Consider the following 22,438-nt stretch of genomic DNA (forward strand, 5'->3'; position numbering starts at 1 on the left):
ACTTCTGGGGGAGGACCTGCTGTCGTAATAGTATAACATTACCGCCGCCTCCTCCAATACTGTAGCTGAAACCCATGTCGAAGCGTTCCCTGCCCCGGCTGCTGCCGCTCGTCCTCTCGCTCAACCTGGCCCTGCCGCTGATCGCGCAGGCGCAAGACGCGGCTCATGCCGACGGCGATCGCCATTCCCCCAAGGACCTGTCCGCGGTCGAGGTCAAGGCGACGCCGCTGCCCGGCACCGCCGAGGAACTGACCCGGCCGGTGGAAGTGCTGGCCGGCGAAGGCCTGGACCGGGCCAAGGCCAACTCGCTCGGCGAGACCGTGTCCAAGCTGCCGGGCGTGCAGACCTCCTATTTCGGCCCCGGCGTCGGCCGGCCGATCGTGCGCGGTTTCGACGGCGCGCGCGTGCAGGTGCTCAGCGACGGCCTGGGTTCGGGCGACGTGTCCACCGTCAGCGTCGACCACGCGGTGACCATCGAGCCGTTCCTGGCCGACCAGATCGAAGTGCTCAAGGGCCCGGCCACCCTGCTCTACGGCAGCGGCGCGATCGGCGGCGCGGTCAACGTCGTCGACGGGCGCATTCCCGAGAAGGCCACCGAACAGCCGCTGCAGGGCCGCGCCGAGCTGCGCGGCAACACCGTCAGCGACGAGAAGACCGGCATGGTGCGCCTGGACGGCACCTCGGCCTCGGGCCACGTGGTCTTCCATTTCGACGCCCTGCACCGCGAAACCGGCGACTACGACATCCCCGGCTACGCCGAAAGCCGCGCGCGCATGGCCGCCGAGGGCGAAACCCCGGATCCGGCCGAAAAGGGCGTGCTGGGCAACAGCGCGGTGCGCACCGACGCCGGCTCGCTCGGCATTTCCTGGGTCGGCGATCGCGGCTTCCTCGGCGCCAGCTACAGCCTGTTCAATACCCGCTACGGCGTGCCCGGCCATTCGCACGAACACGGCGACGACGACGGCCACGACCACGGCGGCGAAGAGGAAGGCGAGGAAGGCCCGGTCCACATCGAAATGGACCAGCGCCGCACCGAAGTGCGCGGCGGCCTCAACGACCTCGGCCCGTTCGCCTCGCTGCGGGTCAAGCTGGCCCGCACCGAATACACCCACACCGAATACGACGGCGCCGTGCCGGGCACCGTGTTCGACAACACCAGCACCGAGGGCCGGGTGGAACTGGTGCACAAACCCTGGGCCGGCTGGAGCGGCGCGTTCGGCCTGCAGTTCGGCAAGCGCGATTTCCGCGCCGTCGGCGACGAGGCGTTCGTGCCGCCGTCGCAGTCGCGCGATGCCGGCTTGTTCTGGATCGGCGAGCGCGAGTTCGGCCCGGTCAAGCTGGAACTCGGCGCGCGCCACGACCGCAACAAGATCGAACTGGCCGAGGGCGCGAGCGGCCCGGACCGCGATTTCGACACCACCAGCCTGTCGGCGTCGGCGCGCTGGAACCTCAGCGACGCCTTCCACCTGTCCTTCGGCCTGGACCGCGCGCAACGCTCGCCGACCGCGGAGGAGCTGTACTCCAACGGCACCCACGTCGCCACCGCCAGCGTCGAGCTCGGCGACGCGCGCCTGAAGGAAGAGACCGCCAACCGCGCCGAGATCGGCCTGCACTGGCACAACGGCCCGCTCAAGCTCAGCGCCTCGCTGTACCACGTGCGCTACAACGACTTCATCTACCTGGCCGACACCGGCGTGGAAGAGCACGACGGCCCGGTGCGCCTGTGGACCCAGGGCGACGCGCGTTTCAACGGCGCCGAGGCTGAAGCCGACTGGACCTTCCTCGACAACGACTCCGGCGCCTGGGGCCTGCGCGTGTTCGGCGACGTGGTCCGCGGCAAGCTCGCCGGCAGCGGCTCGCGCGAAGTCGATTTCTCGGTGGCGCACGGCGACCACACGCACGACTACACCGCCGACATCGCCCAGGGCGGCAACCTGCCGCGGATCGCGCCGTGGCGCGTGGGCGGCGAGCTGCGCTGGGACCGCGGGCCGTGGCGCGCCTCGCTGGGCGCGGTGCGCTACGCGCGCCAGGACCGGGTCGCCGAACACGAGACGCAGACCCCGGGCTACACCCTGGTCGACGCGCACGTCGCTTGGCACGCCGACACTCCGGCCGGCAACGCCTGGGAAGTGTTCCTCGACGGCAGCAACCTGCTCGACAAGGAAGCGCGCGCCCACACCTCCTTCCTCAAGGACGTAGCGCCGCTGCCGGGGCGCGGGGTCGCCTTCGGCGTGCGCATGTTCTTCTGAGCGCGCGGCCGCCCGCCGCGCAGGCGGGCGGCATCCGCGCGGCGGCGCCGGTCCCGGCCGGCGTCGCGCTTTCGCTGCGATCTCGCGAACGCCGGCCTGCGCCGGCGTTTGCCGTTGCGGACGAAATAGGTGTATATACACTCAATGACCTCACCGCCGATCGCCCCTTCTCCTGCCCCCACGGCCAGCGTCTGCACCTGCTTCCGCATGCGCAAACTCTCGCGGCTGATGAGCCAACGCTACGACCAGGCGCTGGCGCCGGCCGGGCTCAACCTCAACCAGTACTCGATCCTGCGCCGCACCGGCGGCCGCGGCCGGCCGCTGGGCGAGATCGCCCACGAGCTGGGCATGGACCGCAGCACGCTGAGCCGCGACCTCAAACCGCTGGCGGCGGCGGGCTGGATCGAATCGGCGCCGGGCGAGGACGCGCGGCAACGGCTGCTGCGGGTTACCGCGGCCGGCCGCGCGGCGGTCGAGCGGGCGATGCCGCTGTGGCGGCGGGCGCAGGACGAAATCGACCAGGGGCTCGGCGCGGACGGGATCGCCGCGCTGCATGCGCAACTGGATCGGGCGATCGCGCAGTTGCAGGGCGAAGCGCCGTGACCGCCTCGGGTTGCGCGATTGCCGCGCCCGCCGTGGAACTGCCTTTGTGGGAAGGCCTTCAGGCCCGACGCTTTTCGTCCCGACCTGAGCGAAAAGCGTCGGGCCTGAAGGCCCTCCCACAACAGCGGATCGCAGCCGCCCTGTACCGACAACATCGCGTCTGAAGGCTCTCCCACCACAGCGGATCGCAGCCGCCCTGTACCGACAACATCGGGCCTGAAAGCCCTGCCACGACAGCGGATCTCAGCCGCCCTGCACGAACAGCGCCGGGCCTGAAGGCCCTCCCACCCGAGCCCGCCATGACCTCCACGCCGCCTCCGGCGCCCGCCAAGCCCGCGTCCTACTGGCCGCTGCTGCTCGCCGCCACCGCCATGCTGCTGATCACCATGGGCATCCGCCAATCGCAGGGGTTGCTGATCAAACCGATCGGCCAAAGCACCGGCCTGGGCATCGCCGAGATCAGTTTCGCCCTGGCCATCGGCCAGTTCGTGTGGGGCGCGGTGCAGCCGTTGTTCGGCGCCCTCGCCGACCAGCGCGGCCCGGGCCGGGTGCTGGTGTTCGGCGGCCTGCTGCTGGTCGCCGGCATGGCGCTGACGCCGTTCGTGTCGTCGCAATGGGGTCTGATGGTGACCCTCGGCGTGCTCGGCGCGGCCGGCGCGGGCGCGGGCAGCTTCTCGATCCTGATCGGCGCGACCGCGCAGCGCATTCCGGCCGAGAAGCGCTCGATGGCCGCGGGCGTGATCAACGCCGGCGGCTCGATGGGCCAGTTCCTGTTCGCGCCGCTGGTGCAGGCGGTGATCGCCGCGGCCGGCTGGATGGCGGCGATGTGGACCCTGGCCGTGGCCGCGATGGCGACGTTGCCGCTGGCCTGGCCGCTGCGGCGCCGGCGCGAGACCGCGGCGACGGCCGCCGCCGCGAGCGCCGCGGCGGACGGCATCGGCCTGCGCGAACAGCTGCGCATCGCCTTGCGCAATCCGAGCTACTGGATGCTGCACGTCGGCTTCTTCACCTGCGGCTTCCACATCGCCTTCCTGGTCACCCACCTGCCCGGCGAAATCGCGCTGTGCGGGCTGTCGGACGACGTGTCGGCGATGGCGCTGGGGCTGATCGGCCTGTTCAACGTCGCCGGCAGCCTCGCAGCCGGCTGGCTCGGCCAACGCTGGCGAATGAAGTACCTGCTCGCCGGCATGTACGCCAGCCGCGCCGCGCTGATCGCGATCTATCTGCTCTCGCCGCCGACGCCGCTGACCTTCTACCTGTTCGCCGCCGGCCTCGGCGTGACCTGGCTGGCGACGGTGCCGCCGACCGCGGGCCTGGTCGGCAAGCTGTTCGGCCCGCGCTACCTGGGTACGCTGTTCGGACTGACCCTGCTCTCGCACCAGATCGGCGGCTTCTTCGGCGCCTGGCTCGGCGGCCTGGCGATGGCGAAGTTCGGCGACTACACCTGGATGTGGTACGCCGACATCGTGCTGGCGCTGCTGGCGGCGGCGGCGAATCTGCCGATCCGCGAGGCCAGGCCGACCGCGCCCGGGTTGCTGCCGGCCAAGGCCTGAGCGCAGGCCGCGCTATCTACCTGTAGGAGCGGCGCAAGCCGCGACCGCGAATCCGCAACCACGAAAGATCCGCCCCGCCAGCGACAGGCTTGCGGGTAGAAGCATCGTCGTTGCGGATTCGCGGTCGCGGCTTGCGCCGCTCCTACAGGGGGCTTCGCGGCGATGGCGACGTCTTTGCGCAGCCGCACGATCGCGGCTGCGCCCGCGGGCTTCCCGCTCGCGGGCCGGGTTCGTCGTTGGCGCTGTGTCGCGGTCGCGGCTCGCGCCGCTCCTACAGGGGCTTCGGCGTTGCTGCGATCAGGCCTTGGCGGCTTTCGCGGTAACGCAGTCGGCGCACATGCCGTGCACTTCCAGGGTCTGCGCCTGCGGCACGAAGCCGAGCGCGCGGGCGCGGGCTTCGAGCAGGTCGACGATGCGCTCGTCTTCCAGTTCGGTCGCCGATTGGCAGCTGTCGCAGATCAGGAACGGCACCGCGTGCTGGGCGCCGCCCGGGTGATGGCAGCCGACGAAGGCGTTGATCGACGCCAGCTTGTGGATGAAGCCGTGTTCGAGCAGGAAATCCAGCGCGCGGTAGATCGTCGGCGGCGCCGCGGCGTCGTGGGTGGCCTTCATCTGATCGAGCAGGTCGTAGGCCTTCATCGGCCGGCCGGCATCGGCGATCAGCCGCAGCGCGTGGGCGCGGATCGGCGTGAGCCGCAGCCCGCGCTGCTCGCAGGCCCGCTCGACCTCGTGCACGAAGGCGTCGCCGTCGTGGACGTGGTGGTGGGGATCGGTGCAAGCGGTGTCGGCGTTCATGGCGGGCTCCCGGTGGCGGCGCGGCGGCCTTCGCTGGATGGGTTATGCCGGAATCTTAGTAAGGGCGGCGTCGATGCGTTGCAAGGCCTGGGCCTGCCCGGCCAGGTAGACCGTGTGCGAGATGTCGGGGCTGACCTGGGTGCCGGTGATGGCCACGCGCAGCGGCTGGGCGACCTTGCCCATGCCGATGCCCAGGGCCTCGGCGGTCTCGTGCAGGGCCGCGCCGACCGCGTCGGCGGTCCACGCCGGCAGCGCCGCCAGGCGCGCGCGCGCCTCGCTCAGCGGCGCCTGCGCGGCCGCGTTGAGGTGCTTGGCCACGGCCGCGTCGTCGTACTGCTGCAGCGGGCGATACCAGACCGCGGCGCGCTCGGCCATGTCCTTGAGCGTCTGCACGCGGTCGCGCAGCGCGATCACCACGTCGGCCGGCGCCGGGCCGGCAGCGAGATCGTAGCCCTGCTGGCGCAGGTGCCATTCCAGGTGCGGCGCGACCGCGGCCGGATCGTCGTTCTTGAGGTACTGCTGGTTCATCCAGCCGAGCTTGGCCGCGTCCAGGCGCGAGGCGCTGGAGTTGACGTCGGCGAGCTGGAACAGGCGGGTCATCTCCTCGATCGAGAAGATCTCCTGGTCGCCGTGCGACCAGCCCAGCCGCACCAGATAGTTCAGCAGCGCGTGCGGCAGGTAGCCGGCGTCGCGGTACTGCATGACGTCGGCCGCGCCGGTGCGCTTGGACAGCTTGGCGCCGTTCTCGTCGAGGATCATCGGCAGGTGCGAGAAATGCGGCACCGGCGCGCCGAGCGCCTTGTAGATGTTGATCTGGCGCGGCGTGTTGTTGACGTGGTCGTCGCCGCGCACGACATCGGTGATGCCCATGTCGAGGTCGTCGACCACCACCGCGAAGTTGTAGGTCGGGTAGCCGTCGGCGCGGAAGATCACCAGATCGTCGAGTTCGCTGTTGGCGATCTCGATCCGGCCCTTGACCTTGTCTTCGAACACGACCGTGCCGTCGAGCGGGTTCTTGAAGCGGATGACCCGGTTCGGATCGTCGCGGAACGGCTCGTTGCGCTCGCGATAGGCGCCGTTGTAGCGCGGCTTCTCCTTGGCCGCGAGCGCGGCGTTGCGCGCGGCTTCGAGCTCGTCGCGAGTCTCGTAGGCGTAATACGCGGTGCCGGCGGCGACCATCTGCTCGGCGACCTCGCGGTAACGCGCCAGGCGCTGGGTCTGGTAGATCGGGCCTTCGTCGTAGCCCAGGCCGAGCCAGTCCATCGCCTCCAGGATCGCGTCGATCGCCGCCTGGGTGCTGCGCTCGCGGTCGGTGTCCTCGATCCGCAGGACGAACTGCCCGCCCGCGCGGCGCGCTTCCAGCCAGCAATACAGGGCGGTGCGGGCGCCGCCGATGTGCAGGTAGCCGGTGGGACTGGGGGCGAAGCGGGTGCGGGTCATGCGCGGGCTCGGGTGGATCGGAGGGAGACCGGGGATTTTAACGGATGCGGGGGCCAGGGGTTTTGCGGGGGCGGTTGGGGGCTTCAGCCCGGCCCTGTCCCGGCGCCTTCGTCTTCGTCTTCACCGTCATTCCGGCGAAAGCCGGAACCCATTTTGATCTTGCTTCGGGTTTGCCCGCAGAGCCGGCCGGCTATCGCCGGGCGGAGCGAAAATCAAAATGGGTTCCGGCTTTCGCCGGAATGACGGGTTTAGAGAAAACTGCGCCGCCGGTGCGCCGGTGCGCCAACCAGCCAACCGTCCCCCTGCCCGCACGCCGTCCCACCAGACGAAACGCCCTAAACTAGCCGCATGACCACGCTCTTCATCTCCGACCTGCACCTTGACGCCGAGCGCCCGCAGATCACCGAACTGTTCGGCCGCTTCGTCCGCGACGAGGCCCGCGGCGCCGATGCGCTGTACATCCTCGGCGACCTGTTCGAGGCCTGGGTCGGCGACGACGACCCGGCCGAGACCGGCGCCTTCGTCGCCGCCGAGCTCAAGGCGCTGGCCGATTCGGGCGTGCCGGTGTTCTTCATCCGCGGCAACCGCGATTTCCTGCTCGGCCGCGAGTACGCCGACCGCGCCGGCATGCGCATCCTGCCCGACCCGGCGGTGATCGTGCTGTACGGCCGGCCGGTGCTGATCGGCCACGGCGACCTGCTGTGCACCGACGATGTCGCCTACCAGCAGTTCCGCGCCCAGACCCGCCACCCGCGCTGGCAGGCGCAGTTCCTGGCCCAGCCGCTGGCCGCGCGCCTGGCCTTCGCCCAGCAGGCGCGCGCGGCGAGCAAGGCGCACCAGGCCGGGCTCAAGGACGACGGACGCATGGAAACCATCACCGACGTCGCCCCGGCCACGGTCGAAGAAACTTTCGTGCGTTACGGCGTGGACACGATGATCCACGGCCACACCCACCGCCCGGCGATCCACGAGCTCGACGCCGGCGGCCGCGCCTGCAAACGCGTGGTACTCGGCGACTGGTACGAACAAGGCTCGGTGCTGCGCGTCGACCGCGACGGCCTGCGCCTGCAAGCCCTCGACTAATCCCGCATGGCCTACCTGTAGGAGCGGCGCAAGCCGCGACCGCGGGGCAGCAGGTCGCGTCGTATGCGCGGTGTCGCGGTCGCGGCTCGCGCCGCTCCTACAGTCGCTGCGCCCGGCCCTCGACGCGTCCGCCACACAAACGAACGCCCGCGATTACGCGGGCGTTCGCTTATCCGCCGCCCTCTCAGGCGCGGTCGACGTCGATCAGAACCGCACTTCCGCCGTCACGAACACCTGCCGCGGCGCGCCCGACTGCAGCGTGTAGTTCAGGCCCTTCGGGTCCGACGCCACGAAGCCGTTGGTGCCGATGCTGCCGAAGTACTCCTTGTCGAACAGGTTGGTCGCGTTCAACTGCAGCTTGAACGCGTCCGCCCACGACAGCTCCTTCCATTCGTACGACGCGGCCGCGTCCACCACCCAGAACCCGTCGACCTTGGAGTCGTTGAGGTAGGTCAGGTAACGCTTGTCGGTGTACTTGGCGCCCAGTTGCAGGGCCAGGCCGTCGCGCTCCCAGCGCAGCTCGGTCGCGTACAGGCGCTTGGGCGCGTCCACCGCCTGCTTGCCCTTGGTCCGCACCAGGGTGACGCCGTCGAGGTAGTCGGATTCGTACTGCGAATCGTTGAACGCCAGCGAGTGGTACCAGCTCAGCCCGGCGACCGGCTTCCACAGCACCGTGACTTCGGCGCCGCGGCTGTCCACGTCGCCGACGTTGGCGAAGCTCGACGCGCAGCCGACGATGCCGGCGCAACGCGCGATCGCCAGCAGCCGGTTCTCGAAGTTGACCCGGTACACCGCCACCGAAGCTTCGATCCGATCGCGGCTGGTGCGCAGGCCGGCTTCGAAAGTCTTGGAGCTTTCCGGCTCCAGCGTGGCCACGGCCGCGTCGAACGCCGCCTGCGAGGTCGAATGCGGGCCGTTGACGCCGGTGCGGAACGCCGACAGGTTTTCGCTATACGAACCGAAGATCTCTTCGTGCTCGCCGAGCTGCCAGCGCGCGCCGATCTGCGGCAGGAAGTTGTCTTCCGACACCAGCTTGCCGCTGGCGCGGCTGGCGCCGCCGATCAGGGTCTTTCCGTCGGTCTCCACGCGCAGGCCCTTGAAGCCCGCGTCCACGGCCAGGCGGCCGTCGGCGAACTCCATGTGGTCGAGCACGTAGTACATGCGCGTGTCGGTGTCGAAGCGCTGGCGGAACACGCGCTCGGACGGGTTGCGGTAGAAGAAGATCTCGTTCGGCGGCTCGGTCCGCTTGAGGTCGTAGAAGTTGCGCTGCACGCCGTGGTCGTTCTTCTCCAGCCACAGGCCGGCCTGCAGGCGATGGTTGCCGATCTGCCAGCTCAGGCTCGGCATGATGCCGGTGCGCTCGATGTCGTACTCGGTGGTGCGCATGCGCAGCGGCACCGTCGGCGAGGTCGAGTACGGCGTGGCCCAATGGCCCTGGCCTTCGTTAGTGTGGTAGTAGGCGGTCGCCGCCAGGGTCAGGTCGGGCGTGGCGTTCCACTCGGCGCTGAAGTAGACCAGATCGTCGTCGCGCACGCCGCGGGCGATGTAGTACGCATCGTCCACGCTGGTCACGCCGCCGCGGAAGATCCCGCCCGCCGCGTCGATCGCGCGCTGCCAGTCCTTGGCGTAGTTGTCCCAGTCCATGCCCAGGCGCTGGGCCGATTCCAGCGACAGGTCGGCGTAGTCGGTCTCGCGGCGGCGCGAGGAATCGACGAAGCCGGTGATTTTGAAGTCCTCACCGGCGTAGACGAACTTGCCGTTGAATTGGCTGTTGCGCTGCGGGCCGTCGCCCTTCCACTTGTCGGTGGTGTGGAACACGCCGCTGAGATACGCGCTGAAACCGTTGTGGTCGCCGGTGTCCATGCGCACGAAGCTGCGGCTGGTGGAATCGCTGCCCAGGGTCTGGGCCAGGCGCACGCCGAACTCGACCGAAGGATCGGCGCTGAAGAAGCGCAGGGTGCCGCCGAGGTTGCCCGAGGACGCGGTGTCGATCGCGCCCGAGCCTTGCGAGAGTTCGGCGCCGGACAGATTCTCCGAGGAGATCGCGCGGCCGATGTGCAGGCCGTTGTGGTTGCCGTAGCTCATGTCGCCGAGCGGCACGCCGTCGAGGGTGAAGCCGAGCTGCTGCTGCGAGAAGCCGCGGATGCTGAGCTTGCTCGACCACTCGTAGTTGCCCCACGGATCGGAGCTCTGGAAGTGCACGCCCGGCAGCTTGGCCATCACCTTGAGCGGGTTGGTGCCGGCGGCCTCGCGCTGCAACTCGGCGCGGCCCAGCGCCTGCACCTGGCGGGTCTGGCCGGTGCCGACCACCGAGACCGCATCGAGCGTGGTGGCGTCGCGGCCGGCATCGGCGGCGGCATCGGCGGGCGCGGCATCGGCCGCGGACGCTTCGGCGGCGAACGTGGCGCCGGCATGCAGGCACAGCAGGATCGAGGCGGCGAGGAGCGTCGTCTTCGTCGTCATGGGACTTCCGATTTTTATGGGGGACCGCCACTGGCGCGATCCCTCGCGTCATTCGCTCCGGGCGGCGGGGAGCGACGGCCGAAAGTCTGTTCGGTACGTGTGAAAGGGGTATTTCAGATCGGCGTCATTTGATCGACTCGGCGCAATCGATGTGCGCGCGTTGCCATCACGACGCAGACGTGGTCGCGCCGTTCGATGTTCGATGACAGTCGCTATCGTCGCGATGCGACGGGTTCGCGGCCGCAAGCATCCGCTCGACCACGGCCGGCCTGGACGGCGCAGCGGGGCGGTCCGGTGCAGGGAAACGCTTTATTCCACCTTTACCTGCAGCGAATCGGCGAATGCCAGCCCGGGGAAATTCACCGCCCGGGCCACCGTGCGCAGGTCCTCGGGCAGCTGCGAACATAGGATCGGATTCAGAGGCGCCGCCATCAGTTCGTAGGCGTCGGTATGTCCGACATGGCGGGTGACATCGCTCCAGTCGTAGACGAACAAGCCGCGCCGGGCCAGACGGATGTAAGAACCCGGGTCCGGAACCTTGGCCAATACCCGCACGCCCTGGTTGAGGCGCTCGCCCATGCGCAGCACGCGCGCTTCGACCTCTACCACCGGGAAGAAATCGGCGCGCAACGCAGCGGCGGGGATCGGGCCTTCGCCCGCGGTGACGAATACCGCGGGACGATCGTGGCGATCCGAACCGATCCAGGCGCAGTCCACGGCGTGCGGATACTCCTGCAGGTTCATGGCGATTCCCGATCCGGTGTTCGCGCCGGCGCGTCGGCCGCGCAATCACCGGGAAAATTCAACGAATACTTGTCCATGTCCTTGTCTGCCTCGCGCGGCACAAGGCCGCATCATCGATCATCGCCTGCCGCCGGCGGGCGCGCGGTCCGCCGCCCCCTACGTTCAACCAGGCCAGCCCTCGCCGATGATCGAGCGCATCGGCTGGACCCTGTGGTCGAGGATCGGGTTCTGGTGCAGATGCTCCGGCATACCGCAGCGCTCGACGTCGGAAGGGCAAAGCACGTCGTACAACTCGAAGCACGGCAGGCGCAGCTGGTAGCTTAGCGGGTAAATGCGCCCGTCGGTCGGCGCGGCGGCTTCGTCGAGGTAATCGGCGATATCGCGCAGGGCGCCGTGCGCACGCGCCAGCAGCGAATAGTCGACCAACGGGTCCCTGCGCACGCAGTTGCACAGGCGCAGCGCCGTGCGCGCCCAACGCGACAACGGCTGCGCCGCCGGTACCTGCGGCATCGCGGCCAGATGATCGATCACCTGCGCCAGCCCGGCGCTGCGTTCGACGAAGTACTGCGCGACCTCGCCGCGGGATATCCAGGTAGCTCGATGCAGGGACAGATCGACATGGCGCAGGTAACCCGCCAAGGCGATCGCCTGCGCGCGCGGCAGCGCTCGGTATCTCATCCTTGCATCCCCGTCCTCATCGCAACGTGCTTGCCGAAGCGCGGCCAGTATCGCCGAAACCGCCCCGCGCCGCGCCACAGCGGCGGCGCGGGGACTCGTCGGACTACCGCCCCTGCGGGGAACCCCGCTTCAGAACACCTGCCCGGTCGGCTTGCCCGGCGGCGGCGCCAGCTTGTATCCGACCGGCGGCTTGGTCCCGCCCAGGTGCTCGACGAAGTAATCCCACATCCGCCGGGTGTAATACGCGTCGTTGCGGAACAGTTCGTGGTTCTGGTTCGGCAGGTACAGCAGGTCGAAGTCCTTATTGGCGCGGATCAACGCCGCGGAGAACTGCAACGTCACCGCCGGCAGCGCGTTCTCGTCGAGATCGCCGAGCACCAGCATCAGCTTGCCTTGCAGCTTGTCGGCCAGGGCGGCGTTGTCGAGCTTGCGGTAATTTTCCGGTATCGCGCCGGGCGTGGGCTGGACGTGGCGGCCATTGCCGTAGTCCGGCGGCCCCCCAAGCAGGCGCTCCAGGCCGTTGACGCCGCCGCCGTACATGCCCTGGTAGTTGTGCGGGCCGGCCGAGGACACCGCGACTTTGTAGAAATCCGGCCGGTACAGCATCGCCCGGGTCGAGGTGTAGCCGCCGAAGGAATGGCCGTAGACGCCGACGCGACCGGTGTCGGTGCCGGGGAAGCGTTCGGCCAATTGCTTGATCGCCGCGACATGGTCGTCGATCTGCGGATCGGCGAAATCGCCGAAGCTGACGTCGTGGAACGCCTGCGAACGGCCGGGCGTGCCGCGCGCGTCGATGGTGATCGTCACGAAGCCCAGCCGCGCCAGCGCCGAGCGCGAGATCGGATTGGTGGTCGCGGTGGCATCGACGAAACCGACCGGCGCGTTGTTGATCTGCGGGCCGCCGTAGTACGCGTCGATCACCGGATACTGCTTGGGCCGGGCCTTCTCCTGCGAGTAATCCGGCGGAAAATACGCCGTGGCCCAGATCTCGCTGCGGCCGTCGGCGGCGGTGAACTTGAGCCGCTGCGGCGGCACCCATCCGGCTGCGCGCACGGCGCTGTCGTCGGCGCGTTCGAGTTCCAGCGCGATCGCGCCGTCGCGGGTGGAGCGCAGCACCGTGCGCGGCGCGGCGTCGAGGGTGGAATAGCTGTCGACGACGTAAGCGCGGTCGGGCGAGAGCTGGTCGTTCGGCGGGCCGCCGAGGATCGCGCTGGCGCCGGCCTCGATGGCGTGGTCGGCCGCTTCGGGCGTCAGCAAGGTCGGCTCGCCGCCGTCGAGCGACACCCGGTACAGCCGGCGCTGGTAGGGATCGCCGGGCTCGCGCCCGCCGGCGGTGAAGAACACTTCGCCGCGCGCTTCATCGACGCCGATGACGTCGCGCACCAGCCACTTGCCCGAGGTGATCTGCCGGATCAATCGGCCGTCGCGCAGATCGTAGAGGTAGAGATGGCCCCAGCCGTCGCGCTCGGAGAACCACACGATCTGGTCGCGCGCGCCCAGCACCGCCACCGCCGGGCGGCTGTAGAGGAAGTCGTTGAGCTGGATGCGGGTGTCGGAACGCTCTTCCAGCAACGCGCGGGTCTTGCCGCTGTCGAGCTCGATCTCGGTCAGCTGCATGCGCGCCGGGCGGTCGTAGCGCGCGATCGGCGCATACGCGCGGCGGCCGTCGGCCGACCAACCCAGCAGGTCGGATTCGATCGCGTGGTTCCAGCCCTCCGGGATCGCGATGCGGTGGACCTTGCCGGCATCGACATCGATCGAATACCACTCGTCGCGCGCGGTTTCGGCCTCGCCGAGCAGGCCCAGGCGGATGTCGTAGACCTTGGGCTTCCAGCCGTCCTCGGGCGCCATCGCCACCATCGGGTACGGCTGCACCTTGCGCTCGTCGTAGCGGGTGCCGAACACCCGCTTGCCGTCGGGCGACCAGCTCACCGTCATCGGCGCCGATTTCCATTTGCCCTGCTGTCGCGGCACCGCGTGCAGGGCGAAATCGGGCAGAACGCCGTAGCCGTAATGCTCCTCGCCGTCGCGGGTGAGCTGGCGTTCGGCGCCGCTGCGCAGGTCGCGCAGCCACAGGTTGTGCTCGCGCACCAGCAACGCGCGGGTACCGTCGGGCGAGGCCAGCCACAGCGGATCGGCCACGGCCAACGCGGATTTCTCGCAGCGGTAGGCCGACAGGTCGCACGACAGCGCGACCGCGCCGGCGGCGAAACGGCCGCGCAGCGCACCGTCTTCGATCCACACCGCGCGCGGCGCCGGGTCGGCGTCCGCCGCGACCGCGGCCAGCGCCTGGCGCAGGCGCGCCGGATCGAACAAGGGCGCGCGGCTGCGCCCGGCCGGATCGACCAACACGTACTCGGCGCCCGCCGCGCCGTCGCGGCGATACCAGAAGCGGCCGTCGGCGAGCCAGTTCGGATCGACCTTGGCGTTGCGCACTTTGCCCTTGAGGTTGTAATCGAGCACTTTCTCGGCGCGGGCGTAGTCGTCCGCGCCGGGGCCGGCGGCGTGCGCGTGCAACGGCGCGCAGGCCAACAGCGATGCGGCGATCAGCGTAATCGTCGTTCTCACAGTCTCCCCTTCCCTGTCTGTGGAACGACGACCATGGCATATCCGCCGCGGCCGCGCTTTGCGCGCGCGGGTGGCGGGGTGATGCGGCGCAGCGAACGCGCGCAGGTGTGTTTTTTTGTGGGAGGGACTTCAGTCCCGATGCGTTAGGCTCGGTGCGCGGCGATCGGACCGGAAAGCGTCGGGACTGAAGTCCCTCCTGCAAAAGCGTTCAGCGCCGGTCGGCTCAGTCGCGCGTGTTGGCGAAGGCTTCCAGCATGCGCAGCTCTTCGTCGTCGAAACCGGCGGCGCTGCGCGCATCGAAATTGAACGGGCCGTACAGCACGGCGCGCGCGTACTCGGCGAGCAATTCGCGGAAACGCGGGTTCGGATCGACGCCGGCGCGCGCGCAGTACCAGCGGAACCAGCGCGAGCCGGCGGCGACGTGGCCGACTTCCTCGCGCAGGATGGTGTCCAGGATCGCGACGGTGGCTTCGTCGCCGATCGAGCGCAGTTTGACGATCATGCCCGGGGTCACGTCCAGGCCGCGCGCCTCCAGCACCCGCGGCACCAGGGCCATGCGCGCCAGGCCGTCGTGCGCGGTCTTCTCGGCCATCTCCCACAGGCCGTTGTGGGCGTCGAAATCGCCGTAGTCGTAACCCAGCTCGCGCAGGCGGTCGCGCAGCAGCTGGAAGTGGCGCGCCTCGTCGTTGGCCACGCCGACCCAGTCGGCGTAGAACTGCGCCGGCAGGCCGCGGAAGCGGTAGACCGCGTCCCAGCCCAGGTCGATGGCGTTGAATTCGATGTGGGCGATGGCGTGGACGAAGGCGGCGCGGCCCTCGGCGGTGCCGAAGCCGCGCTTGGGCAGTTCGCGCGGATGCACCAGCGCGGGTTTCGCCGGCCGTCCGGGCATGCGGATCGGCTCGGGCGGCGGCGCATCGTCCGGCGTCGCCAGCTCGCCGCGCGCGAACGCGCTGGCGCAAGCGAAAGTCAGTTCGACTTTGGCTTCGGGCGTGGCGGCGTCGAGGCAGGCACGGGCGGCGTCGAACAAGGTGGCGGGAATGGCGGTCATGCGGGCGGCGGCGATAGGAGCGAACGGAGGGCGGCGATGCGGGTAGCGCGATCATCGCGCATCTTTCGCACCCCCCGTCCTCCCGACACCGTCATTCCGGCGAAAGCCGGAACCCATTTCGATTTTGCTCGTGCGGTGCGGGCGAAAGCATCAACAGCAACGGCAAAAATGGGTTCCGGCTTTCGCAGGAATGACGGATTGGGGGAGACGCACAAACCGGGCTCCGCAGCGGAAGCAGGAGCGGCAGCGAAAACCCACCGCCCCGGCACCGCCGCCGTGCTCACGAAGCGCGGCGGGTCTTCTTGGCGTCGTCCGAACGCATCTGCTGGATGCGCTCGAAATACCCCGGCTCCACGCCGGTCACGTATTCGCCGTTGAAGCACGACGAATCGAAGTGGTCGATGCGGTGCTTGGGCCCGGACACCGCCTGCTCCAGCGCGTCGAGGTCCTGGTAGATCAGCCAGTCGCAGCCCAGCAGTTCCTGCACCTGCTCGTCGCTGCGGCCGTGCGCGACCAGTTCCTCGGCCGACGGCATGTCGATGCCGTAGATGTTCGGATGGCGCACCGCCGGCGCGGCGGAGGCCAGGTAGACCTTGCGCGCGCCGGCGTCGCGGGCCATCTGCACGATCTGCCGCGAGGTGGTGCCGCGCACGATCGAGTCGTCGACCAGCAGCACCACGCGGTTGCGGAACTCCAGCGGGATCGGGTTGAGCTTGCGCCGCACCGACTTCGCCCGCTCGCCCTGCCCCGGCATGATGAAGGTGCGGCCGACGTAGCGGTTCTTGATGAAGCCTTCGCGGTACTTCACGCCGAGGGTGTTGGCGATTTCCAGGGCCGAGTCGCGCGAGGTGTCGGGAATCGGGATGACCACGTCGATGTCGTGGTCCGGGCGCAGGCGCAGGATCTTCTCGCCGAGCGTCTGGCCCATGCGCATGCGCGCCTTGTGCACCGAGACGTCGTCCATCATCGAGTCGGGACGGGCGAAGTAGACGTATTCGAAGATGCACGGCGTGTGCTTGCGCACCTCGGCGCACTGGCGCGAGAACAGCTCGCCGCGCGCGGTGACCACGATGCCTTCGCCCGGACGCACGTCGCGCACGCGCTCGAAGCCGAGCAGGTCCAGCGCCACCGATTCGGAGGCGACGGCGTATTCGTCCTGATTGCCGATGCGGCGCTTGCCGAGCACCAGCGGGCGGATGCCGTGCGGGTCGCGGAACGCGACCAGGCCCAGGCCGAGCACGGTGGCGACCACGGCGTAACCGCCGACGCAGCGGCGGTGCACGCCCTCGATCGCGGCGAACGCGGCCTCCGGGGTCAGCGCGCGCTGGCGGTCGAGCTCGTGCGCGAACACGTTGAGCAGCACTTCCGAGTCGGACTCGGTATTGATGTTGCGGCGGTCCTGCTCGAACACCTCGCGGCGCAGGGTGTCGGTGTTGATCAGATTGCCGTTGTGGGCCAGCGCGATCCCGTAGGGCGAGTTGACGTAGAACGGCTGGGCCTCGTCGGAGCCTTCGCTGCCGGCGGTGGGATAGCGGCAGTGGCCGATGCCGACGCGGCCTTCGAGCAGGCGCATCGAGGCTTCGTCGAACACGTCGCTGACCAGGCCGTTGCCCTTGTGCACGCGCAGGCGCGCGCCGTCGGCGGTGGCGATGCCGGCCGCGTCCTGGCCGCGGTGCTGCAGCACGGTGAGTCCGTCGTAGAGCTGGGCGGCGACATCCGTGTTGCCGACGATTCCGAGAATGCCGCACATAGCGCTGGTCCTGCCTGTGGTGTCGCGTGGGAACGCGGTGAGTCGTGGGCCGCCTGCCGCGGCGGCGCGGATTATCGCCCGTGGCGGCCGCAATTGCAGTGCCGCGGCGCCGGCGACGGCCGCGGCGGAAGCGAAACGGCCGGATAGGCATGCCCACAGATGGCGCCGCCTCCGGCATCGATCAGCGGCGCGGCGCGCGATGCAGCGTTGCGCGCCGGGCCTTATTGCACGTGCTTGTCGTCGTTGCGCGAGTCGATCGGGCGGCCATCGTCCTGGATCCGGCCGTCTTCGCCCGCGCGCGGGCGGTGGCCCGCGCCTTGTCCGGACGGTACCTTCGGCATCAGATCGCGCAAGGCGCCGGGCAGCATGTCGGTCAGCGGATTGCCGCTGCCGCCGCCGCGGCGCTGGGCCTGCGGTTCAGGCAGCGGCTGCGGCAGCGCCTGGGCCGGGTCGCCGCGCGCGGGACCCTGGCCGCCGAACGCGCCCGGCAGCGCGCCGCCGAGGCTGTCGAGGCCGCCGGTCGGCAGCTGCATCTTGCCCTTGATGTTCTTTTCCAGCTGGCCGGCCTCGGTCTGCACGGTTTCCTGCAGCGAACCGCCGCGGCCTTCCAGGTCGACCTTGGCCGCCATCGGGTCCGGCAGCGCGCTGCGCATCAGCTGCGCGCCCGGCATCAGCACCTTGGCCAGGCTCGAATCGCGCCAGCTGCGCTCGCGCGGCAGCGTGGTCATGCCCAGCACCACCAGCAGCGCGCAGGCGAAGATCAGCCCGCGCAGCGTCCCCAGGCCCAGGCCCATCAACCGGTCCATCTCCGACAGGCCGTAGGAATGGGCGACGGTGCGGATCACGTAGCCGAGGATGCCCACGCCGATCCAGATCGCGGCGAAGCACAGCGTGTAGCCGGCGGCATAGGAGCCCCAGCTCAGGCCGCTGTCGCCGAGCGCGTGGGCGACGTCGCCGCCGAACAGGAACGCGCCGAGCCCGGCCAGCAGCCAGGCCGCCAGCGACATGGCCACGCCGATCAGCCCGCGCGCCATGCCCAGCAGCGCCGACAAGGCCACGATCAGCAGCAAGCCCCAGTCCAGAGCCGTCATTGCGCCTTACTCCCTAGCGTGTTGCGGCCGCCGCTCACTGGCAGCCGGTTGCGGTCGCGCCGGCCGCGTCCTTACGGATGCGGCTTGACCAGCGCATCGCCGATGCCGAGCTTGGACCCGACCTGGCCCTTGAGCTTGTCGGCGTCGGCGCGATTGACCACCGGACCGATGCGCACGCGGTTGAGCGTGCCCTTGTCGGTGCGGACCTGTTCGACGAAGGCGCTGAAACCGGCCGCGCGGGCGCGGTCGCGCAGCTTGTTGGCTTCCTCGGCGTTGCCGAAGGCGCCGAGCTGGACGGCGAAACCGGTGCCGGCGGCGGCGGGCTTGGCCGGCTCGGGCTTGGCGGCCGGCTTCTCGACCGGCTTGGCCGGCTCCAGCGGCTTGGTCTCCACCGGCTTGGCGGCGGCGACCGGCTTGGTGTCGGCCGGCTTGGCCGGCTTAGGCTCAGTGGGCTTGGGCTCGGCGGGCTTGGCCGCGACCGGCTTGGCCGGCTCCGGCGGCAATGCCGCGGGCTTGGCCGGCTTGGTGTCGTTGAGCGGCGCGGGCGTGCTGGCCGGCTTGGCCGGCGCCGGGGCCGGGCCGGACGCCAGGTCGGCGGCGTCGGCGTTGAGCACGACGACCTTGGCGTTGATGTCGTTGCGCACCTTGGTCGAGTTCAGGCGCGCGGCCTCGGCGTCGGCCTGGGTCGCGAACGGCCCGATCCGCACGCGGTAGACGGTACGGCCGTTGGCGCCGGCCGCGGTTTCCTGGTAACCCGGCAGGCGCGCGGCCTGCAGCGCGGCGATGACCCGGTCGGCGTCGCCGGCGCTGGCGTAGCTGCCGAAGCTGACGGCGTAGTCGCCGCCGGCGGCGGCGGCCGGCTGCATGCCCTGGCGGCCGGCGGCGGTGTCCACCGTCGGCAGGGTCTGGCCGTTGCCGGCCGGCGCGGCGGCGCCAGGCTCCGGCTGCGGACGCTCCATCCCGACCATGCCGTCCTGCGGCGCGTCGCCCGGGGTCACCAGAGGCAGCTCGCGGGTTTCGCCCTGGCCGCCCTGCGGCTGGTCGGGCAGGGTCAGCGGAACATCGGAGGCGCCGCTTTCGGGCGCCGGGCCCTTGATCAGCATGGGCAGGAAGATCACCGCCAGTGCGACCAACACCAACGCACCGATCAATCGCTGTTTCAGGGCAGGTTCCATCGCTACTCAGTCGCTCGCTGGCCGGGGTGCCGCGCGAATTATACCCCCGGGCGGCGAAAGGACCGGGCACGGGCGGTGTGGCTCGGCCGGGCATTCAGAAAAACACGCGGCGCACAGGGTTTGTGCGCAGGGAACAGAAAGAAGCCTTTAGAGCAGGTTTTCTTGTGGGAGGGCCTTCAGGCCCGACGCTTTCCTGTCCGGTCGCGGCGATCAGGCAGCAAAGCATCGGGCCTGAAGACCCTTCCACCGCAAACGGCCTACCCGTCGGCGAGCGCCTGCAAGGCCTCGGCCGCGGTGTGGAACGAGCCGAACACGAGAATGCGTTCGCCCTCGCCCGCCGCCGCGCGCGCCGCCGCCAGGGCCTCGGCGACGCTGGCATGGCGCTGTCCGGCTTCGGCCGCGCCGCCGCGCAGGCGTTCGGCGAACGCCTCCACCGACACCCCGCGCGGGCCGCTCAGCCCGGCCAGGTGCCAGGCCGCGATGCGCTCGCCCAGGGCCGCGACCACGCCCACCGCGTCTTTGTCGCCGAGCGCGGCGAACACCGCCCGGGTCGGCCGCGGCGGCTGCGCGTCGAGCCAGGCGGCCAGTTCGCGCGCGGCCTGCGGGTTGTGGCCGACATCGACCAATATCTCGGTGCCGCCGCGTTCGAACCGCTGCAGGCGGCCGGCCACGCGCGCCTGCGCCACGCCTCGCGCCAAGGCCTCATCGCTGGGCGCGGTATCCAGCGCGCGCAGCGCGGCGATGGCGACCGCGGCGTTGCGCATCTGCACCGGCGCGCTCAACGCCGGGCGCGGCAGTTCGACCTCAAAACCGACCTCGCGCCAGTTCCAGCTCGCCTCGTCGTCCGGCGCCGGCGCGAAGAAGAAATCGCAGCCCGCGCGCACCGCCGAGGCGCCGATCAGGTAGGCGTGGCGCAGCACGCTCGACGGCGGATCGTCGTCGCCGAGCACCAACGGCTTGAAGCCGCGGGCGATGCCGGCCTTCTCGAAACCGATGCTTTCGCGGTCGTCGCCGAGGTAGTCCTGGTGGTCGAGATCGACGGTAGTGATCACCGCCACGTCGGCGTCGACGATGTTGGTCGCGTCCAGGCGGCCGCCGAGGCCGACTTCGAGGATCGCCAGGTCCAGCCCCGCGCGCTCGAACAGCCACAGCGCGGCCAGGGTGCCGTATTCGAAATAGGTCAGCGCGACCTCGCCGCGCGCGGCCTCGATGGCCTCGAACGCGGCGACGATGTCGGCATCGGCCGCATCGGCGCCGTCGATGCGGATGCGCTCGTTGTAGGCCAGCAGGTGCGGCGACGTGTAGGCCCCGACCCGGCGCCCGTCGGCGCGGGCGATGGCCTCGATGAAGGCGACCGTGGAGCCCTTGCCGTTGGTGCCGCCGACGGTGATCACTTCGCGGCCGGGGCGGGTCAGGCCGAGGCGCTTGGAGACTTCGCGGATGCGCTCCAGGCCCATGTCGATGGACTTGGGGTGGATGCGTTCGATGTGGGAGAGCCAGTCGGCGAGGGAGCGGGTTTGCATGCGGCTATTGTCGCCGATCCTGGCGCCGGCCGGACGGTCCGCCGCTCAGGCTGGGTCGTTGCGGATCCACGGGGACGGGGCGTCGGTGTTTCGGGATGGCGTGGCGGTGTCGAGGTCATCGCTGCGGGACGGCAGAATCCTCCTGGGCCCAGCCGGCGTCTGGAGAATCGGCTGTTGCTGTTGCTGTTGCTCTTACTGTTGCTCTTGGCTTGGACGCCACCTCACCGAAGACCACTGTTTCGCAGACCCGGAGGGCGCGCGCATGGATGCGCGCGTGCGCCGTAGGGGCATGGATGCCCTTTACGGCGCATCCCCGCGCCCGGAGCTGGACCTAGTGGCTTTTGACCTTAAACAAGCGTTTTTCTTTGGCTGCTGGTCTCTAACCTCAAGTGCATCACCTCAGTGAGGCACTGTGAATGGGCCAGCAGTATTCACATCTGAGCGCAGAAGAGCGCGGGGCCATCATGGTCTTGATCGCCCAAGGGGCGAGCGGACGGCAAATCGCCCAGACGTTGGGTCGGGCGCAAAGCACCATCGCTCGCGAGTTGCGCCGTAATGGGTTTCGGTCCCATTCGGGGCCGCCGCTGCGCGGACGCCCCCGTTTCGACCCTGGCTACGATGCGACCCGGGCGGGCCGGCGGGCCCAACGGCTGCGTCGGCGGGCGCGGGTGCGCCGCAAGCTGCGACGCGACACCGTGCTGTGGCGACGCGTGCGCTATTGGCTGGAACGGTGCTGGTCGCCGCAACAGATTGCCGACAAACTGCGCGATCTGTACCCGGACCGGCCCTGGCTGCGCGTGTCGCACGAAACGATCTATACCGCGATTTATGCGATGCCGCGCGGCGAATTGCGCCGCCAGGTGACCCGTCTGCTGCGGCAGGGGCGCAAGTCCGGCCGCCGCACGCGCCAGGGAAGCGACGCCCGCGGCCATCTGCCGGATCTACCCAACATCCGCCTGCGGCCGCCGGCCGCGCATGAGCGCCTGATGCCGGGGCATTGGGAGGGCGACCTGATCGTGGGCGCGCACAATCGCTCGGCGATTGGGGTATTGGTCTGCCGCCGCACCTTGTACGTCAAGCTGGTCAAGCTCGCCGACGCGACCGCGCACACGGTGCTGGAGGCCTTCAGCTCGGCGTTCGAAGGTGTGCCGGAAAGTTTGAAGAAGACCTTGACCTACGACCAGGGCAAGGAAATGGCATCGCATCGGCAGTTGAGCGAACGCACTGGTTTAGCGATCTACTTCGCCGACCCCCATAGCCCGTGGCAACGCGGAACCTGCGAAAACACCAACGGCTTGTTGCGGCAATACTTTCCCAAGGGCACCGATCTGTCGGTGCATTCTGCGCAGCGCCTCAAGGAGGTGGCGTGGGAAATGAACAACCGCCCCCGTCGTAGCCTGGGCAGGCGCTCGCCCGTCGAGGTGCTCTATGAGGAACTCAAAAACCCGCGGGCGCAGGGTGATGCACTTGGACATTGACTCCGCCGCTACTTTCTTTTGTCGCGCTGACAAAAGAAAGTAGCTCGGCCGCTTGCGGACGAAAGCTCTTGATGGTGGCTTGTCGTCACGCGACACATCGATAACGGCGAAGGCAGCAGCAACGTCAGCGTGGGTTCCGGCTTTCGCCGGAATGACGGTTGTGGGGTTGCGTATCCGACTGTAGGAGCGGCGCGAGC

15 protein-coding genes and 4 pseudogenes are annotated in these 22,438 nt (G+C 69.7%); 6 read left to right on the top strand and 13 right to left on the bottom strand.

Features of this window, described 5'->3' with window-relative positions; all coding sequences use genetic code 11:
* The first annotated feature begins 74 nt into the window (after window positions 1-74).
* Together RDV84_RS25320 and RDV84_RS25325 are read left to right on the top strand one after the other, a co-directional pair.
* Window positions 75-2,249, top strand: coding sequence for a TonB-dependent receptor (locus RDV84_RS25320; RefSeq protein ID WP_057946710.1), 2,175 nt, complete (start codon window positions 75-77; stop codon window positions 2,247-2,249).
* Window positions 2,250-2,456: 207 nt separating this feature from the next.
* The gene (locus RDV84_RS25325; protein WP_309152033.1) at window positions 2,457-2,852 is read left to right on the top strand and encodes a MarR family winged helix-turn-helix transcriptional regulator; all 396 of its coding nucleotides are present in this window, start codon (window positions 2,457-2,459) and stop codon (window positions 2,850-2,852) included.
* 48 nt (window positions 2,853-2,900) lie between these two features.
* Here the strand turns inward: RDV84_RS25325 and RDV84_RS27210 are convergent.
* Window positions 2,901-2,972 (bottom strand): annotated as a pseudogene (locus RDV84_RS27210) (DUF6053 domain-containing protein); the annotation flags it as partial.
* 179 nt (window positions 2,973-3,151) lie between these two features.
* Between RDV84_RS27210 and RDV84_RS25330 the strand changes: the two are divergent.
* Complete coding sequence (locus RDV84_RS25330) at window positions 3,152-4,405, top strand: MFS transporter (RefSeq protein WP_309152034.1); 1,254 nt, start codon at window positions 3,152-3,154, stop codon at window positions 4,403-4,405.
* Between the two features lie 297 nt (window positions 4,406-4,702).
* Here RDV84_RS25330 and RDV84_RS25335 read toward each other — a convergent pair whose 3' ends face one another.
* Window positions 4,703-5,200, bottom strand: a complete 498-nt coding sequence (locus RDV84_RS25335) for a transcriptional repressor (protein ID WP_078998932.1) — start codon at window positions 5,198-5,200, stop codon at window positions 4,703-4,705.
* Between the two features lie 42 nt (window positions 5,201-5,242).
* The gene (gene gltX / locus RDV84_RS25340) at window positions 5,243-6,640 is read right to left on the bottom strand and encodes a glutamate--tRNA ligase (protein WP_309152035.1); all 1,398 of its coding nucleotides are present in this window, start codon (window positions 6,638-6,640) and stop codon (window positions 5,243-5,245) included.
* Window positions 6,641-6,988: 348 nt separating this feature from the next.
* Between gltX and lpxH the strand changes: the two genes are divergently transcribed.
* Entirely contained in the window at window positions 6,989-7,723 is a 735-nt protein-coding gene (gene lpxH / locus RDV84_RS25345) for a UDP-2,3-diacylglucosamine diphosphatase (RefSeq protein WP_057946705.1), read from the top strand.
* Window positions 7,724-7,927: 204 nt separating this feature from the next.
* Here lpxH and RDV84_RS25350 read toward each other — a convergent pair whose 3' ends face one another.
* The 8 genes from RDV84_RS25350 to RDV84_RS25385 form a co-directional block, all read right to left on the bottom strand.
* Window positions 7,928-10,186 (bottom strand): TonB-dependent receptor, encoded by a 2,259-nt coding sequence (locus tag RDV84_RS25350; RefSeq protein WP_309152036.1) that lies wholly within the window; start codon window positions 10,184-10,186, stop codon window positions 7,928-7,930.
* A 309-nt stretch (window positions 10,187-10,495) separates the two neighbouring features.
* Window positions 10,496-10,930 (bottom strand): hypothetical protein, encoded by a 435-nt coding sequence (locus RDV84_RS25355; protein ID WP_309152037.1) that lies wholly within the window; start codon window positions 10,928-10,930, stop codon window positions 10,496-10,498.
* Between the two features lie 162 nt (window positions 10,931-11,092).
* Window positions 11,093-11,608, bottom strand: a complete 516-nt coding sequence (locus tag RDV84_RS25360; protein ID WP_309152038.1) for a hypothetical protein — start codon at window positions 11,606-11,608, stop codon at window positions 11,093-11,095.
* A gap of 129 nt (window positions 11,609-11,737) precedes the next feature.
* The gene (locus tag RDV84_RS25365) at window positions 11,738-14,176 is read right to left on the bottom strand and encodes a S9 family peptidase (RefSeq protein WP_309152039.1); all 2,439 of its coding nucleotides are present in this window, start codon (window positions 14,174-14,176) and stop codon (window positions 11,738-11,740) included.
* A gap of 223 nt (window positions 14,177-14,399) precedes the next feature.
* Complete coding sequence (locus RDV84_RS25370) at window positions 14,400-15,224, bottom strand: ferritin-like domain-containing protein (protein ID WP_057946700.1); 825 nt, start codon at window positions 15,222-15,224, stop codon at window positions 14,400-14,402.
* A gap of 280 nt (window positions 15,225-15,504) precedes the next feature.
* On the bottom strand, window positions 15,505-16,974 hold the full coding sequence (gene purF, locus RDV84_RS25375) for an amidophosphoribosyltransferase (protein WP_057946699.1): 1,470 nt from the start codon (window positions 16,972-16,974) through the stop codon (window positions 15,505-15,507).
* A 221-nt stretch (window positions 16,975-17,195) separates the two neighbouring features.
* Window positions 17,196-18,065, bottom strand: a complete 870-nt coding sequence (locus RDV84_RS25380; RefSeq protein WP_057946698.1) for a CvpA family protein — start codon at window positions 18,063-18,065, stop codon at window positions 17,196-17,198.
* Window positions 18,066-18,136: 71 nt separating this feature from the next.
* Complete coding sequence (locus RDV84_RS25385) at window positions 18,137-19,240, bottom strand: SPOR domain-containing protein (protein ID WP_057946697.1); 1,104 nt, start codon at window positions 19,238-19,240, stop codon at window positions 18,137-18,139.
* A 77-nt stretch (window positions 19,241-19,317) separates the two neighbouring features.
* On the opposite strand from RDV84_RS25385, the pseudogene RDV84_RS27220 reads away from it, so the two are divergent.
* Window positions 19,318-19,479 (top strand): annotated as a pseudogene (locus tag RDV84_RS27220) (DUF6053 domain-containing protein); the annotation flags it as partial.
* Here RDV84_RS27220 and RDV84_RS27225 read toward each other — a convergent pair.
* Window positions 19,413-19,619: pseudogene (locus RDV84_RS27225) on the bottom strand (DUF6053 domain-containing protein); the annotation flags it as partial. The pseudogenes RDV84_RS27220 and RDV84_RS27225 sit on opposite strands and share 67 nt — an antisense overlap.
* Window positions 19,522-20,763, bottom strand: a pseudogene (gene folC / locus RDV84_RS25390) (bifunctional tetrahydrofolate synthase/dihydrofolate synthase); the annotation flags it as partial. The pseudogenes RDV84_RS27225 and folC, both read right to left, overlap by 98 nt.
* A 416-nt stretch (window positions 20,764-21,179) precedes the next feature.
* Between folC and RDV84_RS25395 the strand changes: the two are divergent.
* On the top strand, window positions 21,180-22,241 hold the full coding sequence (locus tag RDV84_RS25395; RefSeq protein WP_057945874.1) for an IS30 family transposase: 1,062 nt from the start codon (window positions 21,180-21,182) through the stop codon (window positions 22,239-22,241).
* Window positions 22,242-22,438 lie beyond the last annotated feature (197 nt).

Source organism: Lysobacter yananisis (genome assembly GCF_031199375.1).
GTDB classification, from domain to species: Bacteria; Pseudomonadota; Gammaproteobacteria; order Xanthomonadales; family Xanthomonadaceae; genus Lysobacter; species Lysobacter yananisis.

Bases quoted from the DNA above. Each gene is read 5' to 3' on its own strand.
- RDV84_RS25320 (WP_057946710.1), top strand. From the start codon at position 75: ATGTCGAAGCGTTCCCTGCCCCGGCTGCTGCCGCTCGTCCTCTCGCTC.
- RDV84_RS25325 (WP_309152033.1), top strand. From the start codon at position 2,457: ATGCGCAAACTCTCGCGGCTGATGAGCCAACGCTACGACCAGGCGCTG.
- RDV84_RS25330 (WP_309152034.1), top strand. From the start codon at position 3,152: ATGACCTCCACGCCGCCTCCGGCGCCCGCCAAGCCCGCGTCCTACTGG.
- RDV84_RS25335 (WP_078998932.1), bottom strand. From the start codon at position 5,200: ATGAACGCCGACACCGCTTGCACCGATCCCCACCACCACGTCCACGAC.
- gltX (WP_309152035.1), bottom strand. From the start codon at position 6,640: ATGACCCGCACCCGCTTCGCCCCCAGTCCCACCGGCTACCTGCACATC.
- lpxH (WP_057946705.1), top strand. From the start codon at position 6,989: ATGACCACGCTCTTCATCTCCGACCTGCACCTTGACGCCGAGCGCCCG.
- RDV84_RS25350 (WP_309152036.1), bottom strand. From the start codon at position 10,186: ATGACGACGAAGACGACGCTCCTCGCCGCCTCGATCCTGCTGTGCCTG.
- RDV84_RS25355 (WP_309152037.1), bottom strand. From the start codon at position 10,930: ATGAACCTGCAGGAGTATCCGCACGCCGTGGACTGCGCCTGGATCGGT.
- RDV84_RS25360 (WP_309152038.1), bottom strand. From the start codon at position 11,608: ATGAGATACCGAGCGCTGCCGCGCGCGCAGGCGATCGCCTTGGCGGGT.
- RDV84_RS25370 (WP_057946700.1), bottom strand. From the start codon at position 15,224: ATGACCGCCATTCCCGCCACCTTGTTCGACGCCGCCCGTGCCTGCCTC.
- purF (WP_057946699.1), bottom strand. From the start codon at position 16,974: ATGTGCGGCATTCTCGGAATCGTCGGCAACACGGATGTCGCCGCCCAG.
- RDV84_RS25380 (WP_057946698.1), bottom strand. From the start codon at position 18,065: ATGACGGCTCTGGACTGGGGCTTGCTGCTGATCGTGGCCTTGTCGGCG.
- RDV84_RS25385 (WP_057946697.1), bottom strand. From the start codon at position 19,240: ATGGAACCTGCCCTGAAACAGCGATTGATCGGTGCGTTGGTGTTGGTC.
- RDV84_RS25395 (WP_057945874.1), top strand. From the start codon at position 21,180: ATGGGCCAGCAGTATTCACATCTGAGCGCAGAAGAGCGCGGGGCCATC.